The organism is Bradyrhizobium sp. (assembly GCF_035484855.1).
In the GTDB taxonomy this organism is placed as follows: domain Bacteria; phylum Pseudomonadota; class Alphaproteobacteria; order Rhizobiales; family Xanthobacteraceae; genus Bradyrhizobium.
Genome location: NZ_DATHOP010000200.1, coordinates 1 through 21419 on the forward strand (window position 1 = coordinate 1; position 21419 = coordinate 21419).

The following is a 21419-nucleotide window of genomic DNA, read 5'->3' on the forward strand; positions in this document are numbered from 1 at the left end:
TTCTGTAAAGACTGAATCTAGAATTCAAGGAGACTACCCATGCTGCTCTCGATCATCCGATTGATCCAGGCGTTCCGCGATTATCAGCGCAATGTCGCCGAATTGTCCCAGCTCACCGATCGGGAACTGGCCGATATCGGCCTCGATCGCTCGGACATTCCGCGCGTCGCAGCCGGCACCTATAACGGCTGATCCGCGCCTATCAGCCCGCCTACCGAACGGATAACGCCCGCCTTTGCCGCGGGCGTTGTCGTATCTGCCGCTACGCGCTACCTCTGTTGCCCATGACAGGCACCAAATCCCACACCGACCCCGTGCATATCGTTGGAGGGGGCCTCGCCGGCTCCGAGGCTGCCTGGCAGGTCGCGAATGCCGGCGTGCCCGTCGTCCTCCATGAGATGCGCCCGCACCGGATGACTGAGGCGCACCGCACCGAGGATCTGGCGGAACTCGTTTGCTCGAATTCGTTCCGCTCCGATGACCCCGCCAACAATGCGGTCGGCCTGCTGCACGCGGAAATGCGCCGGCTGGGCTCACTGATCATGCGGGCCGCCGACGCCAACCAGGTACCGGCCGGCGGCGCGCTGGCGGTCGATCGCGACGGATTTTCCGCCGCCGTCACCGGGGCTCTCAACGACCATCCCCTGATCGAAATCCGTCGCGCCGAGATTGCCGGCCTGCCGCCCGAAGGCTGGCGCAACGTCATCGTGGCGACCGGGCCCTTGACGTCGGCGCCGCTGGCGGAAGCGATCCGCGTACTCTCGGGCGAGGATGCGCTGGCGTTCTTCGATGCGATCGCCCCGATCGTGCACCGGGATTCCATCGACATGTCGGTGGCCTGGTTTCAGTCGCGCTACGACAAGGCAGGACCCGGCGGCACCGGCGCCGATTACATCAATTGCCCGCTGACGAAAGAGCAATACGACGCCTTCGTCGATGCGCTGGTTGCGGGCGAGAAGACCGACTTCAAGGAGTGGGAAACCAACACGCCCTATTTCGACGGCTGCCTGCCGATCGAGGTGATGGCCGAGCGCGGCCGCGAAACGCTGCGCTACGGACCGATGAAGCCCGTCGGCCTCACCAATCCACATGATCCGACCGTCAAGGCTTACGCCATCGTACAGTTGCGTCAGGACAACAAGCTCGCCACGCTCTACAACATGGTCGGCTTCCAGACCAAGTTGAAGCACGGCGCGCAGCAGCGCGTGTTCCGCACCATCCCTGCGCTCGAAAACGCCGAATTCGCCCGGCTCGGCGGCCTGCATCGCAACACCTTCCTGAATTCGCCAAAACTGCTCGACGCCCAATTGCGCCTGCGCGCAGAACCGCGGCTGCGTTTTGCCGGGCAGATGACCGGCTGCGAGGGTTATGTGGAATCCGCCAGCATCGGGCTGATCGCCGGCCTCTATGCGGCAGCGGACGCGCGAGCGGCCTCGCTGGCGCCGCCGCCGCCGACCACGGCGCTTGGAGCATTGCTCGGTCACATCACCGGCGGCCATATCGAAACCATCGAGCCGGGCAGCCGCTCGTTCCAGCCCATGAACGTCAATTTCGGGCTGTTCCCGCCGCTGGCCAGTCCACCCACCCGAAAGCCCGACGGGACGCGGTTGCGCGGTAACGAAAAGACGGTGGCGAAGAAGCAGGCGATCAGCGCACGGGCGCTGATTGATCTCGACCGCTGGATATCAGATCATCTGCAGATCGCTGCGGCCGCGTGAACGCCTCATGAGCTTACCGAAAGACGACGCCGCTACGTTGTCGGCGCGATGGACCGAAGGCGTGCTATTGAAGCGCGACGTGTTTTCCACCGTCGAGCGCGGCCGCTTTCGTGGCGATCACGGCGAAGTCGAGGCCGTGTTGCGCCGGCTCGATTTCGTGCCGTGGTGGTCCTATATCCCGGCGCGCCATTTGTTCGCCCGCGAGCGCAAGGCGCTGGCCAAGGCGCGCGGCCTGAATATCGGGCCGGAACTGCTATGGGCCGGCCGCGAAGCGCTGGTGCGCAGCTTCATCGATGGCGTCGCGCTGCATCTGGCCAAACCCCATGGCGACGTCGGCTATTTCCGATCCGCCAAAATGGCGCTGCGCCGGTTGCATCGCGCCGGCGTCTGTCACAACGATCTTGCCAAGGAGCAAAACTGGCTGGTGGGCCGCGATGGCCGCGCCTATCTCACTGACTTTCAGTTAGCGCACTGCTTCCGCACCCGCGGCGGGCTGTTTCGCCTCGCCGCCTACGAGGATCTTCGGCATCTGCTGAAGCACAAGCGCAGCTATGCGCCGGAGGCGCTGACGCCGAAGGAGCGCAAGATTCTGGCGCGCAAATCATTGATCGCCAGCGTCTGGCTTGCGACAGGGAAGAAGGTTTACCGCGCCATCACCCGCGGGCTGTTCAATTTCACCGACCGCGAGGGCGGCGGCCGGCGACTGGTCAATGACGCGCCGGTGCTGGCCGAATTGATCCGGAAAAATCCTGAGGTCCGCGATACCGCGATCGTCGCTTTCGCCGACCGTCGCACCGGCGTCGGGCTCTATGCCTTCGTCGAGGCCGACCACACAGTGCTGGAAGACCAACTGCGCAGCGACCTCGCCGCTGCGAAGGGCCCAAAACCACCGGAGCATATCCAGGTGGTGCAGGCGTTGCCGCGCGATGCAAACGGAAAACCCCGCACCGAAATCCTGCAGCTCGTCGCCATGAACCAGCTCGACCTGATCGAGCCGATGATGAAGAGCGAGGCCGACCGCACCTTCCTGAAGGACATCCTGGAGCAGCGCAAGAATTTGCGGGACCGGTTCAATTTCGAGGCGCCCGACCTGAATTCGCCATGACTCCTGTCGTCACCTTCCCGGCTTCCTGATGCAAACGGGATCGCCCTTGGGCTGGGCCGTACATTCCCAGTCGGGGCCGAAACCCGCACCCGCCCGGCGCTGCTGAAAGTCCGGGAAATACGTCACCAGGAAGGCGAAGACGCTCACGATGAGGATCAGGACCAACGCCAGGCCGACAATGCCGTTCCGATCCGGAGTCCATTGCAGCCATTTCATCCCGGGATGATAGCATACGGTCACGGCCGAAATAACGGCGACCTCGACGCCCGCCATATCGTCCACAGCGTCCGGAGCCTCGTGGCGGCGTGGAGTTCAAAGGGATCGCTGTCCGCGCGCGACATCCGCGGGAGATCGCGCGAAACCAGCGCCAGCGGCAGGAACACCGGCCTCACCTGCGGCGGCATGTCCTTCAGAAGCCCGAGCGCCGTCCGCAAATGGCCGCCGGCGTCGCGGATCAATTGGTCCAGCGCCGCGCGCAGCTTCGGCGTTTCCTTGCCCGCAAATACCTCTTCCATGCCGCTGCCGTTGCTCTCCAGCAATTGCAGCGGCACGAATAGCTGACGCCGCGAGGCATCCAGCGGCAACGTCGCGATCACCTGTGTCAGGCCCTGCGCGAGGCCGGCGTGGCGCGCAAGATGCTCGGTCTCGGGGGATTGCCAGCCGGCAATCGCGGCGCCCAGCGAGAACAACGCCGAGCAGGTGTCGTTCACGTAGCTTTCCAGCGCCGCCATGGTCGGCATCGGATCGTTGTAGAGATCGAACTGGTGCTCGTCGACGAGCCGCGACAGCCGCTCGACCGGCAAACGGAAATTCTGGATTGCAAGCCTGAGTTCGGCCGCGACCGGATTGCCCTCGACGCCGCCATGGCCCTCGCCGGCCAGCATATCGGTCCACCATTGCAGCCGGATTTCGCCGGGTAACGGCTGGCTGACCTGCTCGCGGACACGGGAAATCTCGACATTGAAAGCGTACAGCGCGAGCAGGCCGCGGCGCTGCGCCGCCGGCACGAACAGGGTGGAGGCGTAGCGGGAAAAATCGTGGCTGCGCACCAACTCGGCGCAGAATTCGCTCGCCTGCCTGCCCTCGCTCGCGCTGCTCATGGCACCGCAATCAGCGCCGCCGCGACGCGCCTGCGCTCGCCGATCATGATGTTGTAGGTGCGGATCGCGGGACCGGTCTGCATCGGGTCGAGCACGATGCCTACCGCGTGCAGCGCCTCACGCAGATGCGACGGCGGCCGCCAGACGCCAGCGCCGGTGCCGAGGATCAGCGTATCGATGCCGTTGGCCGCAACAAACACGCGTTTCAGCGAGACTTCGTCGATCTCCTCCGGACGGGTAACCGGCCAGGCCCAGATCGCGTCCGGCAGACACAGAAGCGAGCCCCGATGCGACATCTCGGCGAAGGCGAAACCGCCATTGCCGTAGGCCTCGATCGGGGCCGACCTCGGCAGATGCGGCGCGTCCGGGCGGACCGCCATGGCTATTTCTTCGCCGGCTTGTCCGGCTTCTCCGGCGCGTCGGCCCGGTGGGTGCCGACGCCGAGATAGATCAGGATCGGGGCCGCGATGAAGATCGAGGTGTAGGTACCGACCAGCACCACGCCGAACATCATGACCGCGGTGAAGCTGTGGATGGCGGGCCCACCGAACAACAACAGCGCCAGCAGCGCCAGTGACACCGTCAAGTGGGTGACGATCGACCGCGACAGTGTCGAGTTGATGGATTCGTTGAGCAGTTGCGGCATCGGCATCTTCTTGTACCGCCGCAGCATCTCCCTGATCCGGTCATAGATCACCACGGTGTCGTTGAGCGAATAGCCCAGAATCGTCAAAAGCGCCGCGATGCTGGTGAGATCGAAATCGACCTGCGAGATCGACATGAAGCCGATGGTCAGCACGATGTCGTGGACATTGGCGATCATGGCCCCGAGCGCGAACTGCCACTCGAACCGGAACCAGAGATAGATCAGGATCGAGGCGATCGCGAGCATCAGGCCGAGCATGCCATAGGCCAGCAATTCGCCGGATACGCGCGGGCCGACCACTTCCACGCGGCGATAATCGACGGAATCGCCGAGCACGCCGCGGACCTTCTGCACCGCCTCCTGCTGCGCGGCGTCGCCGCCGGGCTGCTCGGCCACCCGGAGCAGCACCTCGTCCGGTCCGCCGAATTGCTGCAACTGGATATCGCCGAGTCCCAGGCCACCGAGGGTGGCGCGCATCGAGGCGATGTCGACCGCGCCCGACTTGGCGCGCAGTTCCATCAGCGTGCCGCCCTTGAAGTCGATGCCGAAATTCAGCCCGTGGGTAAAGAACAGGGTGATGGCGAGGATCGAGAGCAGCGCCGAGATCGGAAAGCTGATGCGGCGGAAGCGGGTGAAATCGAAATGCGTGTCGTCGGGCACGATGCGCAGCGACGGCAGCCAGCCGAAGCAGCTGACCACGGTCAGCACGGCGATCAGAATGCCCAGCGAGATGAGGACCAGATGAGTCAAAGCGGCATTCCCCTAGATTGGCACGCTTTGCGGCCGCTTCCATCGCACCCAGGCCGCCACGATCAGGCGGGTCAGCGTAAAGGCGGTGAAAACCGTGGTGATGATGCCGATGCCGAGCGTTACGGCGAAGCCGCGCACCGGGCCGGTGCCGATATAGAACAGCACGGCAGCGGCGATGAAGGTGGTGATGTTGGAATCGAGAATCGTCGACAGCGCGCGCTTGAAGCCGGCGTCGATCGCCGAGATTGCATTGCGGCCGCCGCGCAATTCCTCGCGGATACGCTCATAGATCAGCACGTTGGAATCCACCGCGATGCCGACCGTCAGCACGATGCCGGCGATGCCGGGCAGCGTCAGCGTCGCGTTCAACAGCGACAACAGCCCGAAGATCATGGCGACGTTGATGGCGACCGCGATGTTGGCGAACACGCCGAACAGGCGATAGGTCACGAGCATGAACACGATCACCATGATCGAGCCGACATAGGCGGCGAGTTCGCCCTTCTCGATCGAATCCTGACCGAGCCCCGGACCGACGGTGCGCTCCTCGATCACGGTCAGCGGCGCCGGCAGCGCGCCCGCACGCAGCAGGATCGCCAGATCGTTGGCCGACTGGACCGAGAAGCTGCCCGAAATCTGCCCGGAACCGCCGGTGATCGGCTCGCGGATCACCGGGGCTGAAATCACCTCGTTGTCAAGCACGATCGCAAACGGCTGGCCGACATTCTCGGATGTCGCCTGGGCGAACTTGCGTGAACCCGAGCTGTTGAAACGGAAGCTGACGATCGGCTCGCCGGAGCGTTGGTCGAAGCCGGGCTGCGCGTCGGTCAGGTCGCCGCCCGACACCAGAACCTGCTTCTTGACGACGTAGGGAATCTTCGGCGACGACGCACTCATCAGCACTTCGGAATCCGGCGGCACCTTGCCCGCCAGCGCCTGATCGGGCGACACGGTCGTGTCGACCATGCGGAATTCCATCTTGGCGGTCTTGCCCAGCAGGTCCTTCAGGCGGCTCGGGTCCTGCAAGCCCGGCACCTGCACCAGGATGCGATCGTTGCCCTGGCGCTGGATCAGCGGCTCGACGGTGCCGAGCTGGTTGACGCGGCGCTCGACGATCTGCATCGATTGCTCGATGGCCTGGCGGATACGTTCGGTGACCGCCGCGGGCGGTACTGTCAGCCGAATCAATCCATTTCCGGCGTCGCTGACTTCAAGGCTGCGCTGGCCGCTGGAGCCGAGCAATCCGCCGAGTGGTTGCGCCAGTTCGCGCAGCTTGGCCAGCGCGGTCTCGACCTCGTTATCCTTGCTGATCTTGACCTCGACGCTGTCGGGACGAGACGCGAGGCCCTGATAGCCGATCTTGGCCTCGCGCAACGTCCGGCGCACGTCGTCGCGGACCTGGTCGAGCTTCTCCTTCTTGACGTAGTTGGAATCGACCTCGAGCAGGAGATAGGAGCCGCCCTGCAGGTCGAGGCCGAGCACCATGCGGCGCTGCGCCCATGTCGGCCAGGCCTTGACGGTGGCCTCGGGGAAGAAATTCGGAACCGCGCAAAGGCACACCACCAGCGCCGTCAGGATGATCGCCAGCGCCTTCCACCGCGTGAAATACAACATCGAGTTGACCCGTCAGATCGTGCGAGAATGCGGCGCTCGGAAAAGCTAGCCCGCGAAAAGCTAGCTCGCGGACGTCTCGTCCTTGGCGCTGTCAGCTTTTTCCTTCGCCGGTTCGCCCTTGGCGCGAACGCCCGAAATCATCTGCCGCATCTGCCGCACCCGGACGCCATCCGAGATTTCGAATTCGATCTGATCGTCATCGACCACTTTCGTCACCTTGCCGACGAGGCCGCCGGTGGTGACGACCGTATCGCCGCGGCGGATGTTCTTCACGAGTTCGGCGTGGTCCTTCACCTTCTTCTGCTGTGGCCGCAGAATCAGGAAATACATGATCACGAAGATCAGCGCGAACGGCAAAAGCGACATCAACATGCTGTTGGTATCGCCGCCTCCCGCGGCCTGGGCAAACGCAGGGGTAATCAGCATCCGGACGATCCTCGTGAGACGGGATGAACGGGCAACGCACCTCGCGTCACGCCGGTTCGGGCAAATTCGCGCGGACTATAGCGGCCGCGGTCCCAATTGCAACGCTGCCAGATCCCCCATTTGGCCCTCATTCGAATGGCTTGCGGGTGGCCGAAAGGCCCGATATGGCTGCGTGGTCAGGAACCCCTTGAGATGTCGAAAAAGCCCCAGAAAACAAGACCTCACCGCGCGCGGAAATCGCCCTCGGCCGCGACAAAACGCCCCGAGCCGTCGGCCGAACATGACAGCGCGGAAAGGATTGCCCGCGCGCTCGAGGCGATCGCAGCCCAGCTGTCCGCGTCCGCTCCAGCGGCCCATGCGGCTACCTCGTTTGGCGGCGCGGACGCCTTCGTCTGGCACCCCGATGGACGGCTCTCGCCAGTGCCGCGGGTCAGCCGCGTCGATCTCGGCCTGCTCAAGGGCATCGACCGGATGCGCGACATCCTGATCGAAAATACCGAACGTTTCGCAGGCGGGCTCCCGGCCAACAATGCGCTGTTGTGGGGCGCGCGCGGCATGGGAAAATCGTCGCTGGTGAAAGCCGCCCATGCCGACATCAATGTCAACCGCCAGCCCGCCGACCGGCTGAAACTGATCGAGATCCATCGCGAGGATATCGAGAGCCTGCCGGCGCTGATGGAGCTTTTGCGCACCTCCGATTTCCGCTTCATCGTGTTCTGCGACGACCTGTCGTTCGACGGCAATGATGCCTCCTACAAGTCGCTCAAGGCGGTGCTGGAGGGCGGCATCGAAGGCCGGCCCGACAATGTGATCCTGTATGCGACCTCGAACCGGCGGCATCTTTTGGCGCGCGAGATGATCGAGAACGAACGATCGACCGCGATCAATCCCGGCGAAGCGGTCGAGGAGAAGGTCTCGCTGTCCGACCGCTTCGGCTTATGGCTCGGCTTTCACCGCTGCAGCCAGGACGAGTACCTCGCAATGGTGAAAGGCTATTGCGGCCATTTCGGCATCAAGATGCCTGAGGAAGAACTCGAGCGCGAAGCGCTGGAATGGTCGACCACGCGTGGTTCACGCTCGGGCCGCGTCGCCTGGCAGTTCACCCAGGAACTGGCGGGACGGCTGGGCGTGAGGTTGAGCGGGAAGTAGCTGTCGAGCGTTCCCCGGACGCAGCGCAGCGCTCTCGGGATCGCGCGTAGCGCGACCCCGGCGATGCGCTGCAGAGCCGAGGTCCACACCTCACGCGTCGCTGCGGTGGGTCCCGGCTCTGCGGAGCAGCGTGAAAAACGCTGCACCGCGTCCGGGACACCGAAGTCTCACGCCCCGTTGAGGAATTGAAGCGGGTCAACCGGCGTAGATCCTTTGCGGATCTCGAAGTGGAGCTGCGGCGACCCCACCTCGCCCGACTGACCCGATTTGGCAATGACCTGGCCACGCTTGATGGTATCCCCGCGCTTCACCAACAGCTCACTCGCATGGGCATATGCGGTGACGTAGCCGTTGGCGTGCCGAACCAGAACCAGATTGCCATAACCTTTCAGTTCATTTCCGGAATAGGCGACGACGCCGTCCTCCGCCGCCTTGATCGGGGTGCCCTCGGGCACCGCGAGATTGATGCCGTCATTGACCTTGCCGTTGGCCTTGGCGCCGTAGGCGGTGATCACCTTGCCGCGCGCCGGCCACCGGAAGGTCGGCAGCGCGCCGGTCGCTTCAGCCGGCTTGACCGGCGCCTCGGCGGGAATGTCTTCGATCTTTGTCGTGGCCTGGGCGAGCCGCGCCGTCTGCTGGGGGGCGACGGTCGCAACGGTCATTTTGGTGGCAGGCGTCGCCGGCACCGGCTGGGCGGCGGCGACTGCCATGGGTTGCGCCGTAGGCGCCGCTGCTGCGGTCTTGGCGCCCGGTACGGTGAGCTTGGCGCCGAGCTTCAGTTTGGCCTGCGGATCCAGATTGTTGGCGCGCGCGAGTTCGGCGACCGGCACATGATTATGGTGCGCGATGCTCAGCAAGGTGTCGCCGCGGTTGACGAAATGAAACGACGGCGGCGCGGCGCTGACGGCCAGCACGGGTTTGCTTGCCGGCGCGGCCAAGGCGGGCGCCGCGGCAACCGCTGCGGCCGAATGCGGGATAATCAATTGCTGGCCCGGCGATAGTGTCCGCGGCCCCTTGTACCCATTGGCCTGCAGGATCGCGGCCGGCGTCACATTGTAGCGCTGCGCCAAGCCATCGAGAGTGTCACTGGTGCCAACGATAATGGTGGTGCCGGCCTGGGCAGGGCTGTGGGTCGCCGCCACCGTACGGGGCGCGACGCTGCCGGTGGTCTCCAGCGGATGCGCCGGCGGCGCGTACGAGGCCAGTCCACGCCCGCCTCCGGACACGCCGCCGCTTGCCGTCGGATAGGACTGCGGCGCAGATATCGGTGGCGGCAGGGCTTGTGACTGATATTGGGCTTGCGGGCGGGAATACTGTGGCAATTCGCGCCGCTCGACGGCGGGAGCCGGTACCGAGCCGGTCGCTTCAGGCTGATAACCAAAGGGATTGGAGAGCCTGGTCGACATGTCGCCGCTGCAACCGGCGAAACCGAACGCGATCAGCGCCAGCGCCGCGATCTGCGGTAGGCGGCGCGAGTAAAGCAACTCGACGGCACGGGACATGGTTACTCACTCGTACGCAACAAAATACTGATTTGAGTTAACACCTCCCCAGTAAACAACCGCTTAACCCTGCGAATAAGGTGTTGGCGGCAAAGCCGATACCGGAGTTCTACAGCTCGCGGGCAATGCCGGGCAGCGCCGGCACGAAGCGCACGTCGACCAGCTCCTTGTGGTCGAACCCGGCCTCGGTCCTGAGGACGCGGACCAGGGTCTGGGTGCCGTGGTGCGGCCCGACCGGCGCGATCAGGACGCCGCCGGGCTCGAGCCGCTGCAGCAGCGCCTCGGGTATCTCTTCCATCGCCGCGGTGACGATGATTCGATCGAACTGGCCGGCGACTTCCGGGACGTCGAAACCATCCCCCAGCATCACCTCGACATTGCCGCAGCCGAGCTTGCGGAGCCGGGTGCGGGCACTGTCGGCCAGTGTCCGATAACGCTCGATCGTCAGAACCTGGCTGCACAGCCGCGACAGGATCGCGGCCTGGTAGCCCGACCCGGTGCCGATCTCGAGCACACGATGATGCTTCTGCGGCTGCAGCTGCTCGGTCATGTAGGCCACCACGAAGGGCTGGCTGATGGTCTGGCCGCAGGCGATGCCGAGTGCCGAATCACGGTAAGCATCGCCACGGTCGGCGGGCTCGACGAACAGCTCGCGCGGCACCTCTTCCATGGCGCGCAGCACCGCCTGATCGCTGATCCCGCGCCGCCGCAGGGTCAGCTGAAACATCATCTTTTCCGGCGGATTCTGGCTCGCGGGCATCTTGATCTCGTAAACTCGCTTGCCGGGGCCGTCCAGTGTCCTTCAAATCGATGTTCCCAAGGCGGAACCGGACCGACAGCTTGGCGTTAAGCCGTTGGGCAATCAATCCTGTTCCCGACCCGCAATGGGCGCGGGTGACGCATTGATGCGCGTTGACATTGCGCCAGATGGGGTTATTTGCGAACTTGGCTCTGTTGGGACGGGCAAGGACATCATCATGACTGCGACGCGGATGCCGCGGGGTTCTGTTTTCCTCGTCGAGGACGAGGTCATGATCAGGATGATGGTCGCCGACATGCTGGAAGAACTCGGCTACGTCGTCGCCGCGGAAGCCGGCGAGATCAACGAGGCGATCCGGCTGGTGCAATGCACCGAGTTCGACCTCGCCATTCTCGACGTCAACGTCAACGGCAAGGTGATCTCCCCGGTCGCCGAATTGATCAGCGCGCGCAAGCGCCCCTTCATCTTCGCGACCGGTTATGGCTCCTCGGGCCTGCCGGAAGAATACCGCGACCGTCCTGCGTTGCAAAAGCCCTTCCAGCTCGAGACGCTGGCGAAGGCGATCGACAGCGCGATGCGGAGCGCGACGGTCTAAATCGCCGCACGGCCGATTCCCCGCCGGGACTGACGCTTACCGCGTCACTTCAGCGTCGCCGTCAGCGCCTGCGAAAACTCATCGTCGGTGCGGTCGAGCCGCAATGGCGTCACCGAAACATAGCCCTGCGCCAGCGCCCAGAGATCGGTCCCCTCGGCCGGCACATCGGCCTGCGCCAGCCGTTCGAACCCGATCCAGAAGTAGGGATTGCCACGGCCGTCGCGACGCTGGTCGACTTTCAGAAAGCCGAGATTGCGCTTGCCCTGCCGCGTCACGCGCACGCCCTTGACGTCGTCGGGAGAGCGCGCGGGAAAGTTGACATTGATCACGGTGTTCTTGGGCACGCCTGCGTCGAGCACCTTGCGCAGGATTGCGGGACCGAATTTCAGCGATGTCTCCCAGAGCGGCGCGTTACGGGTCTCCACGGAAAATTCCTGCGACAGCGCGAAGGAGGGAATTCCCAAAATGGTGCCTTCCAGGGCGCCCGCGATGGTGCCGGAATAGACCACGTCCTCGGCGACGTTGCGGCCCTTGTTGACGCCGGACAGCACCAGATCCGGCATGGTCTCACCGAGGATATGGCGCGCGCCCATGATGACGCAGTCGGTCGGCGTGCCGCGCACGGCGAAATGACGCGGGCCGACCTCGCGCAGGCGCAACGGATCGTTCAGCGACAGCGAATGCGAGACGCCGGACTGGTCGAGCTCCGGCGCCACCACCCAGACATCATCAGACAGTGCGCGCGCAATCTCCTCGACTACCTTCAGGCCCGGGGCATGGATGCCGTCGTCATTGGTGCAGAGAATTCGCATCCCTCCAAACGCCCTTTTCGATCGATTCCACGGATTTCGACGCGCCCGTCTTTATCCCGCTGGCGCGGTCGAGGCAAACCCGGCCAAACCGGCCAAAACTCCTCGCGCCGTCGTGTCTTGCCGCACTGCGAGGCGATCGACTAAATGACAACCGTCGCGGATATTGCGAAGCCGAACCTGTTCCGATTATTTTCGATTTTCATTTGGGATGGCGAAGGGTTGATGATGACCCGCTTTTCAGCCGCAGCCGCGATTTCGATTGGCTGGTTTCTTTTCATTGCTGCCCCCGCGATGGCGCAATCGGACCAGGCCGACCAACCCTCATGCCATGTGGGTGAGGTGCTGAAGGACGGCGTCTGTGTCCCCGATGAGGGCAAGTGCTTTCCCTGGCAGGAATTCAAGAACGGTACCTGCGTCGCCAAATCGACGCCGGCGCCGGCCGATGCCAGTCCGCCCGCTCCGGCCGTTTCTACTCCGCCTCCGCTTCCCGCTCGCTGCGTCGGCGGCAGCAGCGACGCCTCGGGGCAATGCGTGTGCCCTGCCGATACCCATCTGGATTCGGCAAGCGGAAATTGCCAGGCCGAGGTCAAGCCGCTTCGCAAGGCCAGCGACAACGTCGTATGTGACGGCGGCACCTTGATCGAGGGCAACTGCGCCTGCCCGGCCGGTTATCGGCTGATGTCCACCAACAACAATGCGGGCGCGGGCGGGACCTGCGTCAAAACCGACGCGCCGAATTGCCAGGGCGGCGAAATGACCGTTGCCGGAACGTGTTTTTGCAATGGGCGGGTCACGATGTCCGGCGAGGACTATGGGCTCGAACTGGTCGGCGGCAAATGCGTGCCGAAGCGATGCGCGGAACATACCTATCTGAAGGACGGAAAATGCGTCGCCAGCGCCGACCGGAATTTCGGATTCACCTGCAGGACCGGTTACATCCCGGATGAAGCCGATCCCGGTACCGCCAGCACCGGCCTGCACTGCGTGCCGGATCCGACGTTTTGTGACCCCGGGGTGAAACGCAGGGACGGCTCCTGCCCGAAATCATCGGCGGTCGCCATCGATTGCTTCGAAGCCAAATGCGTCTGCCGCGATGTCCATGCGGATTGGGTGAATTATTTGTGTGAATGCGCGGCGCCCTATCGTAACGTCAATGGCAGCTGCGTGACCGATACCACCGATCATCCCGTTTCTGGGCCCGAGCAAAAGAGCAAACCCGCAGAGCCGGGCGAGCAAAAGCAGGAGCCGGCACAGCCAAGCTCTTGCGGACGCGGTATGATCCGCGCGCACGGGGATTGTGTGCCGGCCCGGCGAAAATCCCGCGGCGGCGGTTTCGAGAGCGTCCCGCCCGGCGTTACCGGTTATGAGGATTACCTTCGCCGCGGCTCGCGAATCTACCGGTTCAACTATCCGGCCCCGGAACACAACTACTGACTGCGAAGGCGCGTTCAATCCTCTTCGTCGATCCCCGGCTTTTCGCGCAGCACGGCATCCAGCAGCGAACGGTGCACCTGTATCTTGCCGTTGTAATCGATCAGTCCCTTTTTCCGGAACCTGTTCATGAAGAAGCTGACCCGCGACCGGGTGGTGCCGATCATTTCCGCCAGCGTCTCCTGACTGAGGCTGATGTCGACCGGCGCGGCGTTGCCTTCCTTGCCGAAATCCGCAAGCAGCAGCAATAGCCGCGCCAGCCGTCTCTCGCTGGAATTGAACAGCTGATCGATCAAATCGTCCTCGATCCGGCTGTTGCGGGACAAGAGATGGCCGATGAAGAATGCAGAAAACTTCGGCTCCCTGGCGAGCACCGTCAGCATTGCGGATTTGGCAATCTCGGTGATCAGGCACTCTTCCATGGCCTGGCTGGTTGAGGTGCGAAGCTCCGCTCCCTCGAGACATCCTTCGCCGAAGAACTGTCCGGCGGTAAAGATACCGACCACCGCTTCCTTGCCGAGCTCGGACAACACCGTGATCTTCACCTTGCCCTTCTGGATGAAGTAGACGCTGCTGGCGATGTCGCCTTGGCCGAAAATCTTCTGGTTCTTGGCGTAACGCTCGATCGTTCTGCCGCTGTCGATCCGGCGCAAAAAGGCCCTGGGATCAAAGATGCCCTTCAGCTCAATTTCAGGCGCATTGGGCATGGTGTTGCTCCATCGTCCAACAGGAGCGCTCACCCGCCGGTTGAATCCTGCGGACTCCCCGGCGACAGATCCACTATAATCCTTCTATGTCGGGTAAGCGACACAAATCCGTGAACCCATTCAAAATGGGAGGATTGGCTAGTTGCGGTGACCGAGCCGGCTTCAGGTCGGCGGCCGCAGCTCACTCGCGAGCCAGCCAAGTGCCCCGGAGCTCATGGGGTCATCAGATACCGTCGCGGTGCGGATATGACCGCATTTCTGGCACTCGAACGTACGACTGCCGAAGCCGGATGCACCCTGCTCGAGTTTCGACAACAACATGCGATGCTGCCCGCACTTCGTGCAGCCGGGCCGCTCGATTGCGGCGACGACCACTGAGGAGACTGGCTTGAATTCTGGCATGATCCATCGCGCCGATTGGGCCGTGCTTGAAAACTCATTCGCGCCGACACGCGGATAATGACCCGTTCGGTAACCGATGCCCTGTTCAAGATTGCTCAGTTTGAGAAACTTCACCCAAAGGGTGAATGAACGCACCGGCAACCCAGGATATTGCAATTAAATTGCGGCCTATCTTCCAACCGTCGCGATCACCCTCGAATGCGGATACGCCATGGGCGGACGAATTTTGCCGGCCAGCCTTCGATGCGCATGGCGAACTTCGGCGCCGCAGGCTTCGGCGACTCGACCGCTTTCTCCCGCTTTGGAGTTTCCTTGATGGCGGTCTTGTTCAAGCCGGGCTCCTTCGGTCCCGCAACCTTTTGCGCGCGAGGCCGCGGGGCTTTTCGGGGCGGTTCCGGATAATATTTGCGGGCCACCTCAAGCGCCCGCTCGAAATCCTCGATATTGAGCCATGACTCGGTGCGCAGGCGTTCCAGCACGCCGTCCTCCCACAGCCGCGCCCCCTCGATGTCGAACTGGCCCTTCTGCTTCTGGTTGCAGGCCTGGACGCCAAAACCGGTGACCGCCCATTGTCTGCCCACCCAATAGATGTCGCGATGCAGGGCCATCGGTGTGTTCGCTTTCAAGGCGGCTCTCGCCGCACGCAGAACGCGAAGATACCGGGGTGTGCCGCCTTCGCAATATCGAAGGCGACACAGACGAGAGAAATCGCACGCTACCGGTCGTGCTCGATCACTTTCATGCCGCCCATATAGGGCTGCAGCACGTCGGGCACGGCGATCGAACCGCCCTGCTGCTGGTAAGTCTCCATCACGGCGATCAGGGCGCGGCCGACGGCGGTGCCGGAGCCGTTCAGCGTGTGCACGAAGCGCGGCTTGCCGTCGGGCCCGCGGTAACGGGCGTCCATGCGCCGGGCCTGGAAATCGCCGCAGACCGAGCAGCTCGAGATTTCCCTGTAAGCGCCGCCCTCGCCCTGGCCCGGCATCCAGACCTCGATGTCATAGGTCTTTTGCGCCGAAAAACCCATGTCGCCGGCGCAAAGCGTCATCACCCGGTAATGCAGATCGAGCTGCCGCAGCACTTCCTCGGCGCAGGCCAGCATCCGCTCGTGCTCGTCGCGGCTTTCTTCCGGCGTGGTGATCGAGACCAGTTCGACCTTGATGAATTGATGCTGGCGGATCATGCCGCGGGTATCGCGCCCAGCGGCGCCGGCTTCGGCACGAAAGCACGGCGTCAGCGCGGTGAGCCGCATCGGCAGCTCTTTTTCGTCGAGGATGGATTCGCGGACGAGATTTGTCAGGGGCACTTCGGCGGTGGGGATGAGACCGAGACGCTCAGTTCGCAAATTACCACCGGCTGTCGCCAGCAACTCGCCCTTGATGGCCCAGAACTGGTCGTCCTCGAATTTCGGCAGTTGTCCCGTGCCGAACATCACGTCGTCGCGCACGAGCAGCGGCGGATTGATCTCGGCGTAACCGTGTTCATTGGTGTGCAAATCGAGCATGAACTGGCCGATCGCGCGTTCCAACCGTGCGAGCCCCTTCTTCAGCACCACGAAACGCGCGCCTGAAAGCTTCGCCGCCGCCTCGAAATCCATCAGGCCGAGCGCTGCGCCGAGATCATCATGCGGTTTTGGCGCGAAACCATAGTTGCGCGCCACGCCAAAATGATGCCGCACCACATTGCCGTGCTCGTCCACGCCATCCGGGACTTCGTCGAGCGGCAGATTCGGAATCGCTGCGAGTTCCTTGGCCAGTTCCCCGTCTGCCGCCTTCGCCGCCAATTCGAGCTCGGGCATGGTCGTCTTGAGCTCGCCGACCTCGGCCATCAGCGCCGCGGCGCGCGCGTCGTCCCTGGCCTTCTTGGCGTCGCCGATTTCCTTCGACGCCGCGTTGCGCCGCGCCTGGGCCTGCTCCGACTTCAGGATCGCCGCACGGCGCTTCTCGTCGATCGAAAGCAGCGAGGCGGACAACGGCTGCAGCCCGCGCCGCTTCAGGCCGGCGTCGAAAGCATCAGGGTTTTCGCGAATCCACTTGATGTCGTGCATGACAATATTCCTGCGTCATGGCCGGGCAAAAGCGCGAAGCGCGTCTTACGGCGGAATCCCGGCCATCCACGTCTTTGCTGCGTTAGATCAAGTCGTGGATGCCCGGGTCAAGCCCGGGCATGACGAATCATAGACAGTGTCACGCAATGATAGGAGAAATACCGGTGAGCCACCCTACTCCGCCGGCTTCGGATCGGGCGGCGGCGGGGTCGCGGATGGCGGGGCGGTGGCGGCCGTCGCCGCCGCGGCTCTCTTCTCCACCATGCGCACGGCGATGATCGAGCCCTCGTACAGCAACAACAGGGGGATCGCGAGCGAGGACTGGCTCAGCACGTCGGGCGGGGTGAGGACGGCGGCGATGATGAAGGCGACCACGATAAAATAGCGGCGCTTGTCGCGCAGCTGTTTCGAGGTGATGATGCCGATCCGTCCCAATAACGTCAGGATCACCGGCAGCTGGAAAGCGATGCCGAACGCGAAGATCAGCGACATCATCAGCGACAGATATTCGCCGACCTTCGGCAACAATTGGATTTGCGCGGTTTCGGGGCCGCCCATCTGCTGCATGCCGAGCGAGAAGCGCACCAGCATCGGCAGCACCACGAAATAGACCAGCATCGAGCCGAGCACGAAAAACACCGGGGTGGCGATCAAATAGGGCAGAAACGCGCCGCGCTCGTGCTTGTAGAGGCCGGGGGCCACGAACTTGTAAATCTGGGTCGCGACGATCGGAAACGAGATGAAGCCGGCGCCGAACAGTGCGAGCTTCAGCTGGGTGATGAAATATTCCAGCAACGCCGTGTAGATGAACTTGGAGTTCTCCGCCCCGGCCACCCAAACGAACGGCCATACCAGCACGTTGTAGATCTGCTTGGCGAAGAAGAAGCAGAAGATGAAGGCTATGCCGAAGCCGAGCAGCGCCTTGATCAGCCGCGAACGCAGCTCGATCAAATGGTCCATCAGCGGCGCTTTGCTGGCCTCGATGTCTTCGGCGCTCATGACGCTTTGGCGTCCCTTGCAACGTCGGGCGTTGCGGGCGCGGTGTCCTGCGGTGTGTCTGGGCCGTGGACTTCCTGCGTAATCGCCAGCGGCTGCGAAGCCAGCGCCTGTGCGTCGGCTTCGCTGAAGGTCTCGGGGATCGGTGCTTCCGGCGTTGCACTGATCGCCGCATCGCCATTCGACGTCGCGGGCGCTTCGACCGCAGGGGTTTCGACGGCGGCTACCGCCGGTTTGTCGATGCCATCGATGTCGAGCGCTTTGCCGAAGTCCCGCTCCAGCGAGGTCATGAGATTGCCTGACGTGAAGCCGGATGCGGCTTCCTTGACCTCGTCAAAACTCTTTTTGAGGTCGGCCATTTCGGCCTCGCGCATGGCCTCCTGGAACTGGCCCTGGAATTCGGCGGCCATCTTGCGCGCCTTGCCCATCCATTGGCCCACCATCCGCAACACGCCGGGCAGCTCTTTCGGGCCAATCGCGACCAGCGCGACAACCGCGATGAGAAGGAATTCACTCCACCCGATGTCGAACATGAATAATTCCGCTCACGCGAGGCGATTTCACCCCAATACTTGCCGAACAAGATTTGGGCCGCCCGCGTCTCCCCAACCGGTCTCGCGGCGGTGTGCCGCAAGCTCTGGATGTTCAGACAACCTTGCTGCCGACATCCGTCCGCGCCGTCTCAGCAGGCGCGGCGTTGTGGTCGATCGTCTTCACCGGCTCGGGCTTTTCCGCGGGCTTCTCATCGTCCTGCATGCCCTTCTTGAAGGCCTTGATGCCCTGCGCGACATCGCCCATCAGGTCCGAGATCTTGCCACGACCGAACAACAGCAGGACGACTGCGATCACGACGATCCAGTGCCAAATGCTAAGCGAACCCATCCTGCAACCCTCCAAACAAGCGAGGCCGGCGACCGGCCTAATCCTAGGCGGAAAGTAGGCTCGGGAGGCGTCAAAAACAAGGACTTAGGCCGCGTCAAATCCGTGTTAGCGCGACCCATTGCCGCTATTGTTAATAGGCATGGGCGGCGCGTCGCGGATCACCGCCACCGGACGGGAATCAGGCGCCATCCCCGTTTTCCGGCTCCACGGCGGGCGCCAGCGCCAGTTCCAGATCGCCGATATCGAGCGGATCCTCATCATCGCGCAGCGCGGGATCGTCCGACGGCGTCGGCACGCTGAAGCCGGACGGCAGCCGCGAGTCCAGAAGCCCTGTCCCCTTCAGCTCTTCCAGACCCGGCAGGTCGGTAAGTGCTTCGAGACTGAATTGCGACAGGAAGGCTTCCGTGGTTCCAAAAGTCAGCGGACGCCCCGGCGTCTTGCGGCGGCCGCGCGGGCGAATCCAGCCGGTTTCGAGGAGCACATCGAGTGTTCCCTTGGAGGTGATCACGCCGCGGATTTCCTCGATCTCGGCGCGGGTGACCGGCTGGTGATAGGCGATGATCGCGAGCATCTCGATCGCCGCGCGTGACAGCCGCCGCGTCTCGGTGCTCTCGCGCGTCATCAGCCACGACAGATCGCCCGCGGTGCGGAAGGTCCACTTGTTGGCGATGCGAACCAGATTGACGCCGCGCGAGGCGTAGTCGGCCTGCAATTGCGCCAGCGCCACCTTGATGTCGACGCCGTCAGGCATCCGCTTGGCCAGCGTCGCCTGATCGAGCGGTTCGGTCGAGGCGAACAGCAGCGCTTCCAGGAGCCGGAGTTCCTCCGGCCGCGCCTGCGCATCGGTCGAAGTTTCCTCGACATCGGCTTTGCGCTTTTCCGCCAGGCTTGCCATGGCTAGGTCTCCCTCTTCCACTTACTCGCCGCGAGAATCCGGCGCGGTCATCGCGTCGGAGACTGATTGCGGCGGACGCTTTCGAAAATACAGCGGCGCGAACGCCTCTTTCTGGTGCAGGTCCATTGCGCCTTCCCTCACCAATTCCAGCGCCGCGGCAAAGCTCGATGCAAAAACCGTGGCCTTTTGCGAGGGATCGACGACGTAATTGATCAAATATTCGTCCAGCCGGCTCCAGTCCTGGGCCATCCCAACGAGGCGCTCGAGTGAGGCGCGCGCTTCGGTCAGCGACCACACCGTGCGCCTGGCCAGATGCACCGTGGCAAGCACCCGTTGCTGGCGCTGGGCGGCGTAGGCGGTGAGCAGGTCGAACAAAGTGGCGGTGAATTTCGCGTGCCGGATTTCAGCGATGGTTTCGGGATCGCCGCGCGGAAAGATATCGCGCTGCAATTGCGGGCGATTCATCAGCCGGTTCGACGCTTCGCGGATCGCCTCCAGCCGACGCAGCCGGTTGGCAAGCGCGGTCGCCATTTCCTCCGCGCTCGGGCCGTCCGCGCTCGGCGCTTCCGGCAACAGCAGGCGCGACTTCAGGAACGCCAGCCAAGCCGCCATCACGAGATAATCGGCGGCAAGCTCCAGCCTGATTTTTCGCGCCGCCTCGATGAACACGAGATATTGGTTGGCGAGCGCCAGAATGGAAATTTTCGCGAGATCGACTTTCTGCTGCCGCGCCAGCGCCAGCAACAGGTCGAGCGGCCCCTCATAGCCCTCGACATCGACGACCAGCGAGGGCTCGTCGTCGGAGAGCTCAGCCGGCCGGCCGGTCTCGAATGATAAGATCTCCGCGCTCATGCGCCCGCCGTCCTTGCCATCAACGCATCGAGTTCAGCCCGTGCCCCGACCCGGTCGAAGGGCAGCGGCGCCTTGCGGGAGGCCAGCGCCTGTTGGGCGCGCTGCAGCGCCTTGCCCGACAATTCCGGGGTCTCGCGCGCGACCTCACGCATTTCGTCGAACTTGCCGTTGCAATACAGCACCATGTCGCAGCCTGCGCCGACGATGGCCCGGGTGCGCTCGGCGAGCGACCCCGCCAGCGCGTTCATCGACACATCATCACTCATCAACAAACCCTGGAACCCGATTACGCCGCGAATCACTTCGCGGATGATTGTCGCAGAAGTCGTGGCCGGTTGGGCGGGGTCGAGCGCGCTAAACACAACATGTGCGGTCATGGCCATCGGCAGGTCCGCTAGCGGTCGAAATGCCGCAAAATCGGTTCGTTCCAGCTCAGTTCTGGAGTTTTCAACCCGGGGAAGGCTCAAATGACTGTCCGCGGTAGCCCGCCCGTGTCCCGGAATGTGCTTGAGCACCGGCAAAACGCCGCCCTGTTGGAGCCCTTCGGTCACGGCACGGGCAATCGCCGCGACCTTGTCCGGATCGTTGCCATAGGCCCGATCGCCGATCACATCGTCGGCGCCGACAATCGGCACGTCCGCCAGTGGCAGGCAGTCCACGGTCACACCGAGATCGCTGAGGTCGGCTGCGATCAGCCGCGCGCTCAGCCTTGCTGCGGAAAGCCCGAGCGGATGGTCGAGGTCGTAAAGGGCGCCCAGCGCTGCGCCGGATGGGTAGAGCGGCCAGTGCGGCGGCCGCAGCCGCTGCACTCGTCCGCCTTCCTGGTCGATCAGGACCGGGGCGTCGGAATCGCCGACAGTCTCGCGCAATTCATCAACCAGGCGAACGACTTGAGCCGGGTTCTCAGCATTGCGCTTGAACAGGATGAAGCCCCAGGGCCTGAAGTCGCGAACGAATTCGCGCTCCTCGGCAGTCAGGGCCGGGCCCGAGATGCCCGTGATGAAGGCGCGGCGGTTGCTCATGCGGCCGA

The 21419-nt window shown here is 63.6% G+C and carries 25 protein-coding genes; 6 read left to right on the forward strand and 19 right to left on the reverse strand.

Features of this window, described 5'->3' with window-relative positions; all coding sequences use genetic code 11:
- Window positions 1-39 precede the first annotated feature (39 nt).
- From VK804_RS22445 to VK804_RS22455, 3 genes are all read left to right on the forward strand, one after another.
- The gene (locus VK804_RS22445) at window positions 40-192 is read left to right on the forward strand and encodes a DUF1127 domain-containing protein (protein ID WP_325374301.1); all 153 of its coding nucleotides are present in this window, start codon (window positions 40-42) and stop codon (window positions 190-192) included.
- 92 nt (window positions 193-284) lie between these two features.
- Window positions 285-1718, forward strand: coding sequence for a methylenetetrahydrofolate--tRNA-(uracil(54)-C(5))-methyltransferase (FADH(2)-oxidizing) TrmFO (gene trmFO / locus VK804_RS22450; RefSeq protein WP_325374366.1), 1434 nt, complete (start codon window positions 285-287; stop codon window positions 1716-1718).
- A gap of 7 nt (window positions 1719-1725) precedes the next feature.
- Window positions 1726-2823 carry an AMP-binding enzyme gene (locus VK804_RS22455; RefSeq protein ID WP_325374303.1) on the forward strand — a complete coding sequence of 366 codons (1098 nt, stop codon included), beginning with the start codon at window positions 1726-1728 and terminating at the stop codon, window positions 2821-2823.
- Between the two features lie 9 nt (window positions 2824-2832).
- On the opposite strand, the gene VK804_RS22460 is transcribed toward VK804_RS22455, so the two are convergent.
- From VK804_RS22460 to yajC, 6 genes are read right to left on the reverse strand one after another with little or no spacing between them, the layout of a single operon-like run.
- Window positions 2833-3096 (reverse strand): hypothetical protein, encoded by a 264-nt coding sequence (locus VK804_RS22460; RefSeq protein ID WP_325374305.1) that lies wholly within the window; start codon window positions 3094-3096, stop codon window positions 2833-2835.
- Window positions 3060-3923, reverse strand: coding sequence for a phytoene/squalene synthase family protein (locus VK804_RS22465; RefSeq protein ID WP_325374307.1), 864 nt, complete (start codon window positions 3921-3923; stop codon window positions 3060-3062). The genes VK804_RS22460 and VK804_RS22465 overlap by 37 nt, the downstream gene beginning before the upstream one ends.
- A complete protein-coding gene (locus VK804_RS22470) occupies window positions 3920-4303 on the reverse strand; it encodes an Mth938-like domain-containing protein (RefSeq protein WP_325374309.1) in 384 nt (127 codons plus the stop codon). Before VK804_RS22470 ends, VK804_RS22465 begins: the two co-directional genes overlap by 4 nt.
- A gap of 2 nt (window positions 4304-4305) precedes the next feature.
- Window positions 4306-5319: a protein translocase subunit SecF gene (gene secF / locus VK804_RS22475; protein WP_325374311.1), complete on the reverse strand. Its 1014-nt coding sequence runs from the start codon at window positions 5317-5319 to the stop codon at window positions 4306-4308.
- Between the two features lie 12 nt (window positions 5320-5331).
- The gene (gene secD, locus VK804_RS22480; RefSeq protein WP_325374313.1) at window positions 5332-6933 is read right to left on the reverse strand and encodes a protein translocase subunit SecD; all 1602 of its coding nucleotides are present in this window, start codon (window positions 6931-6933) and stop codon (window positions 5332-5334) included.
- A 60-nt stretch (window positions 6934-6993) separates the two neighbouring features.
- On the reverse strand, window positions 6994-7359 hold the full coding sequence (gene yajC, locus VK804_RS22485) for a preprotein translocase subunit YajC (protein ID WP_325374314.1): 366 nt from the start codon (window positions 7357-7359) through the stop codon (window positions 6994-6996).
- A 192-nt stretch (window positions 7360-7551) separates the two neighbouring features.
- Here yajC and VK804_RS22490 point away from each other — a divergent pair, with 192 nt between their 5' ends.
- A complete protein-coding gene (locus VK804_RS22490) occupies window positions 7552-8508 on the forward strand; it encodes an ATP-binding protein (protein WP_325374315.1) in 957 nt (318 codons plus the stop codon).
- Window positions 8509-8675: 167 nt separating this feature from the next.
- Here the strand turns inward: VK804_RS22490 and VK804_RS22495 are convergent, their stop codons facing one another.
- Both VK804_RS22495 and VK804_RS22500 read right to left on the reverse strand, forming a co-directional pair.
- Window positions 8676-10010, reverse strand: a complete 1335-nt coding sequence (locus VK804_RS22495; RefSeq protein ID WP_325374317.1) for a LysM peptidoglycan-binding domain-containing M23 family metallopeptidase — start codon at window positions 10008-10010, stop codon at window positions 8676-8678.
- A 109-nt stretch (window positions 10011-10119) separates the two neighbouring features.
- Complete coding sequence (locus VK804_RS22500; RefSeq protein ID WP_325374319.1) at window positions 10120-10770, reverse strand: protein-L-isoaspartate(D-aspartate) O-methyltransferase; 651 nt, start codon at window positions 10768-10770, stop codon at window positions 10120-10122.
- Between the two features lie 217 nt (window positions 10771-10987).
- Here VK804_RS22500 and VK804_RS22505 point away from each other — a divergent pair, with 217 nt between their 5' ends.
- Complete coding sequence (locus tag VK804_RS22505; protein ID WP_325374321.1) at window positions 10988-11365, forward strand: response regulator; 378 nt, start codon at window positions 10988-10990, stop codon at window positions 11363-11365.
- Window positions 11366-11409: 44 nt separating this feature from the next.
- Here VK804_RS22505 and surE read toward each other — a convergent pair whose 3' ends face one another.
- Entirely contained in the window at window positions 11410-12177 is a 768-nt protein-coding gene (surE, locus tag VK804_RS22510) for a 5'/3'-nucleotidase SurE (protein ID WP_325374323.1), read from the reverse strand.
- Window positions 12178-12321: 144 nt separating this feature from the next.
- Here surE and VK804_RS22515 point away from each other — a divergent pair, with 144 nt between their 5' ends.
- The gene (locus tag VK804_RS22515) at window positions 12322-13611 is read left to right on the forward strand and encodes a hypothetical protein (protein WP_325374324.1); all 1290 of its coding nucleotides are present in this window, start codon (window positions 12322-12324) and stop codon (window positions 13609-13611) included.
- Between the two features lie 14 nt (window positions 13612-13625).
- Here the strand turns inward: VK804_RS22515 and VK804_RS22520 are convergent, their stop codons facing one another.
- From VK804_RS22520 to nagZ, 10 genes are all read right to left on the reverse strand, one after another.
- A complete protein-coding gene (locus tag VK804_RS22520; RefSeq protein WP_325374326.1) occupies window positions 13626-14315 on the reverse strand; it encodes a Crp/Fnr family transcriptional regulator in 690 nt (229 codons plus the stop codon).
- A gap of 162 nt (window positions 14316-14477) precedes the next feature.
- On the reverse strand, window positions 14478-14852 hold the full coding sequence (locus tag VK804_RS22525) for a hypothetical protein (protein ID WP_325374328.1): 375 nt from the start codon (window positions 14850-14852) through the stop codon (window positions 14478-14480).
- A gap of 53 nt (window positions 14853-14905) precedes the next feature.
- Entirely contained in the window at window positions 14906-15343 is a 438-nt protein-coding gene (locus tag VK804_RS22530) for a hypothetical protein (protein ID WP_325374330.1), read from the reverse strand.
- 89 nt (window positions 15344-15432) lie between these two features.
- Complete coding sequence (gene serS, locus VK804_RS22535; protein WP_325374332.1) at window positions 15433-16764, reverse strand: serine--tRNA ligase; 1332 nt, start codon at window positions 16762-16764, stop codon at window positions 15433-15435.
- Between the two features lie 174 nt (window positions 16765-16938).
- The gene (gene tatC, locus VK804_RS22540) at window positions 16939-17763 is read right to left on the reverse strand and encodes a twin-arginine translocase subunit TatC (protein WP_325374334.1); all 825 of its coding nucleotides are present in this window, start codon (window positions 17761-17763) and stop codon (window positions 16939-16941) included.
- Window positions 17760-18293, reverse strand: coding sequence for a Sec-independent protein translocase protein TatB (tatB, locus tag VK804_RS22545; RefSeq protein WP_325374336.1), 534 nt, complete (start codon window positions 18291-18293; stop codon window positions 17760-17762). The genes tatC and tatB overlap by 4 nt, the downstream gene beginning before the upstream one ends.
- 112 nt (window positions 18294-18405) lie before the next feature.
- Complete coding sequence (locus VK804_RS22550) at window positions 18406-18642, reverse strand: twin-arginine translocase TatA/TatE family subunit (RefSeq protein ID WP_325374338.1); 237 nt, start codon at window positions 18640-18642, stop codon at window positions 18406-18408.
- A gap of 178 nt (window positions 18643-18820) precedes the next feature.
- Window positions 18821-19537, reverse strand: a complete 717-nt coding sequence (gene scpB / locus VK804_RS22555; protein WP_325374340.1) for an SMC-Scp complex subunit ScpB — start codon at window positions 19535-19537, stop codon at window positions 18821-18823.
- A 21-nt stretch (window positions 19538-19558) separates the two neighbouring features.
- Entirely contained in the window at window positions 19559-20389 is an 831-nt protein-coding gene (locus VK804_RS22560; protein ID WP_325374342.1) for a ScpA family protein, read from the reverse strand.
- Window positions 20386-21411: a beta-N-acetylhexosaminidase gene (nagZ, locus tag VK804_RS22565; RefSeq protein ID WP_325374344.1), complete on the reverse strand. Its 1026-nt coding sequence runs from the start codon at window positions 21409-21411 to the stop codon at window positions 20386-20388. Before nagZ ends, VK804_RS22560 begins: the two co-directional genes overlap by 4 nt.
- Between the last annotated feature and the right edge of the window lie 8 nt (window positions 21412-21419).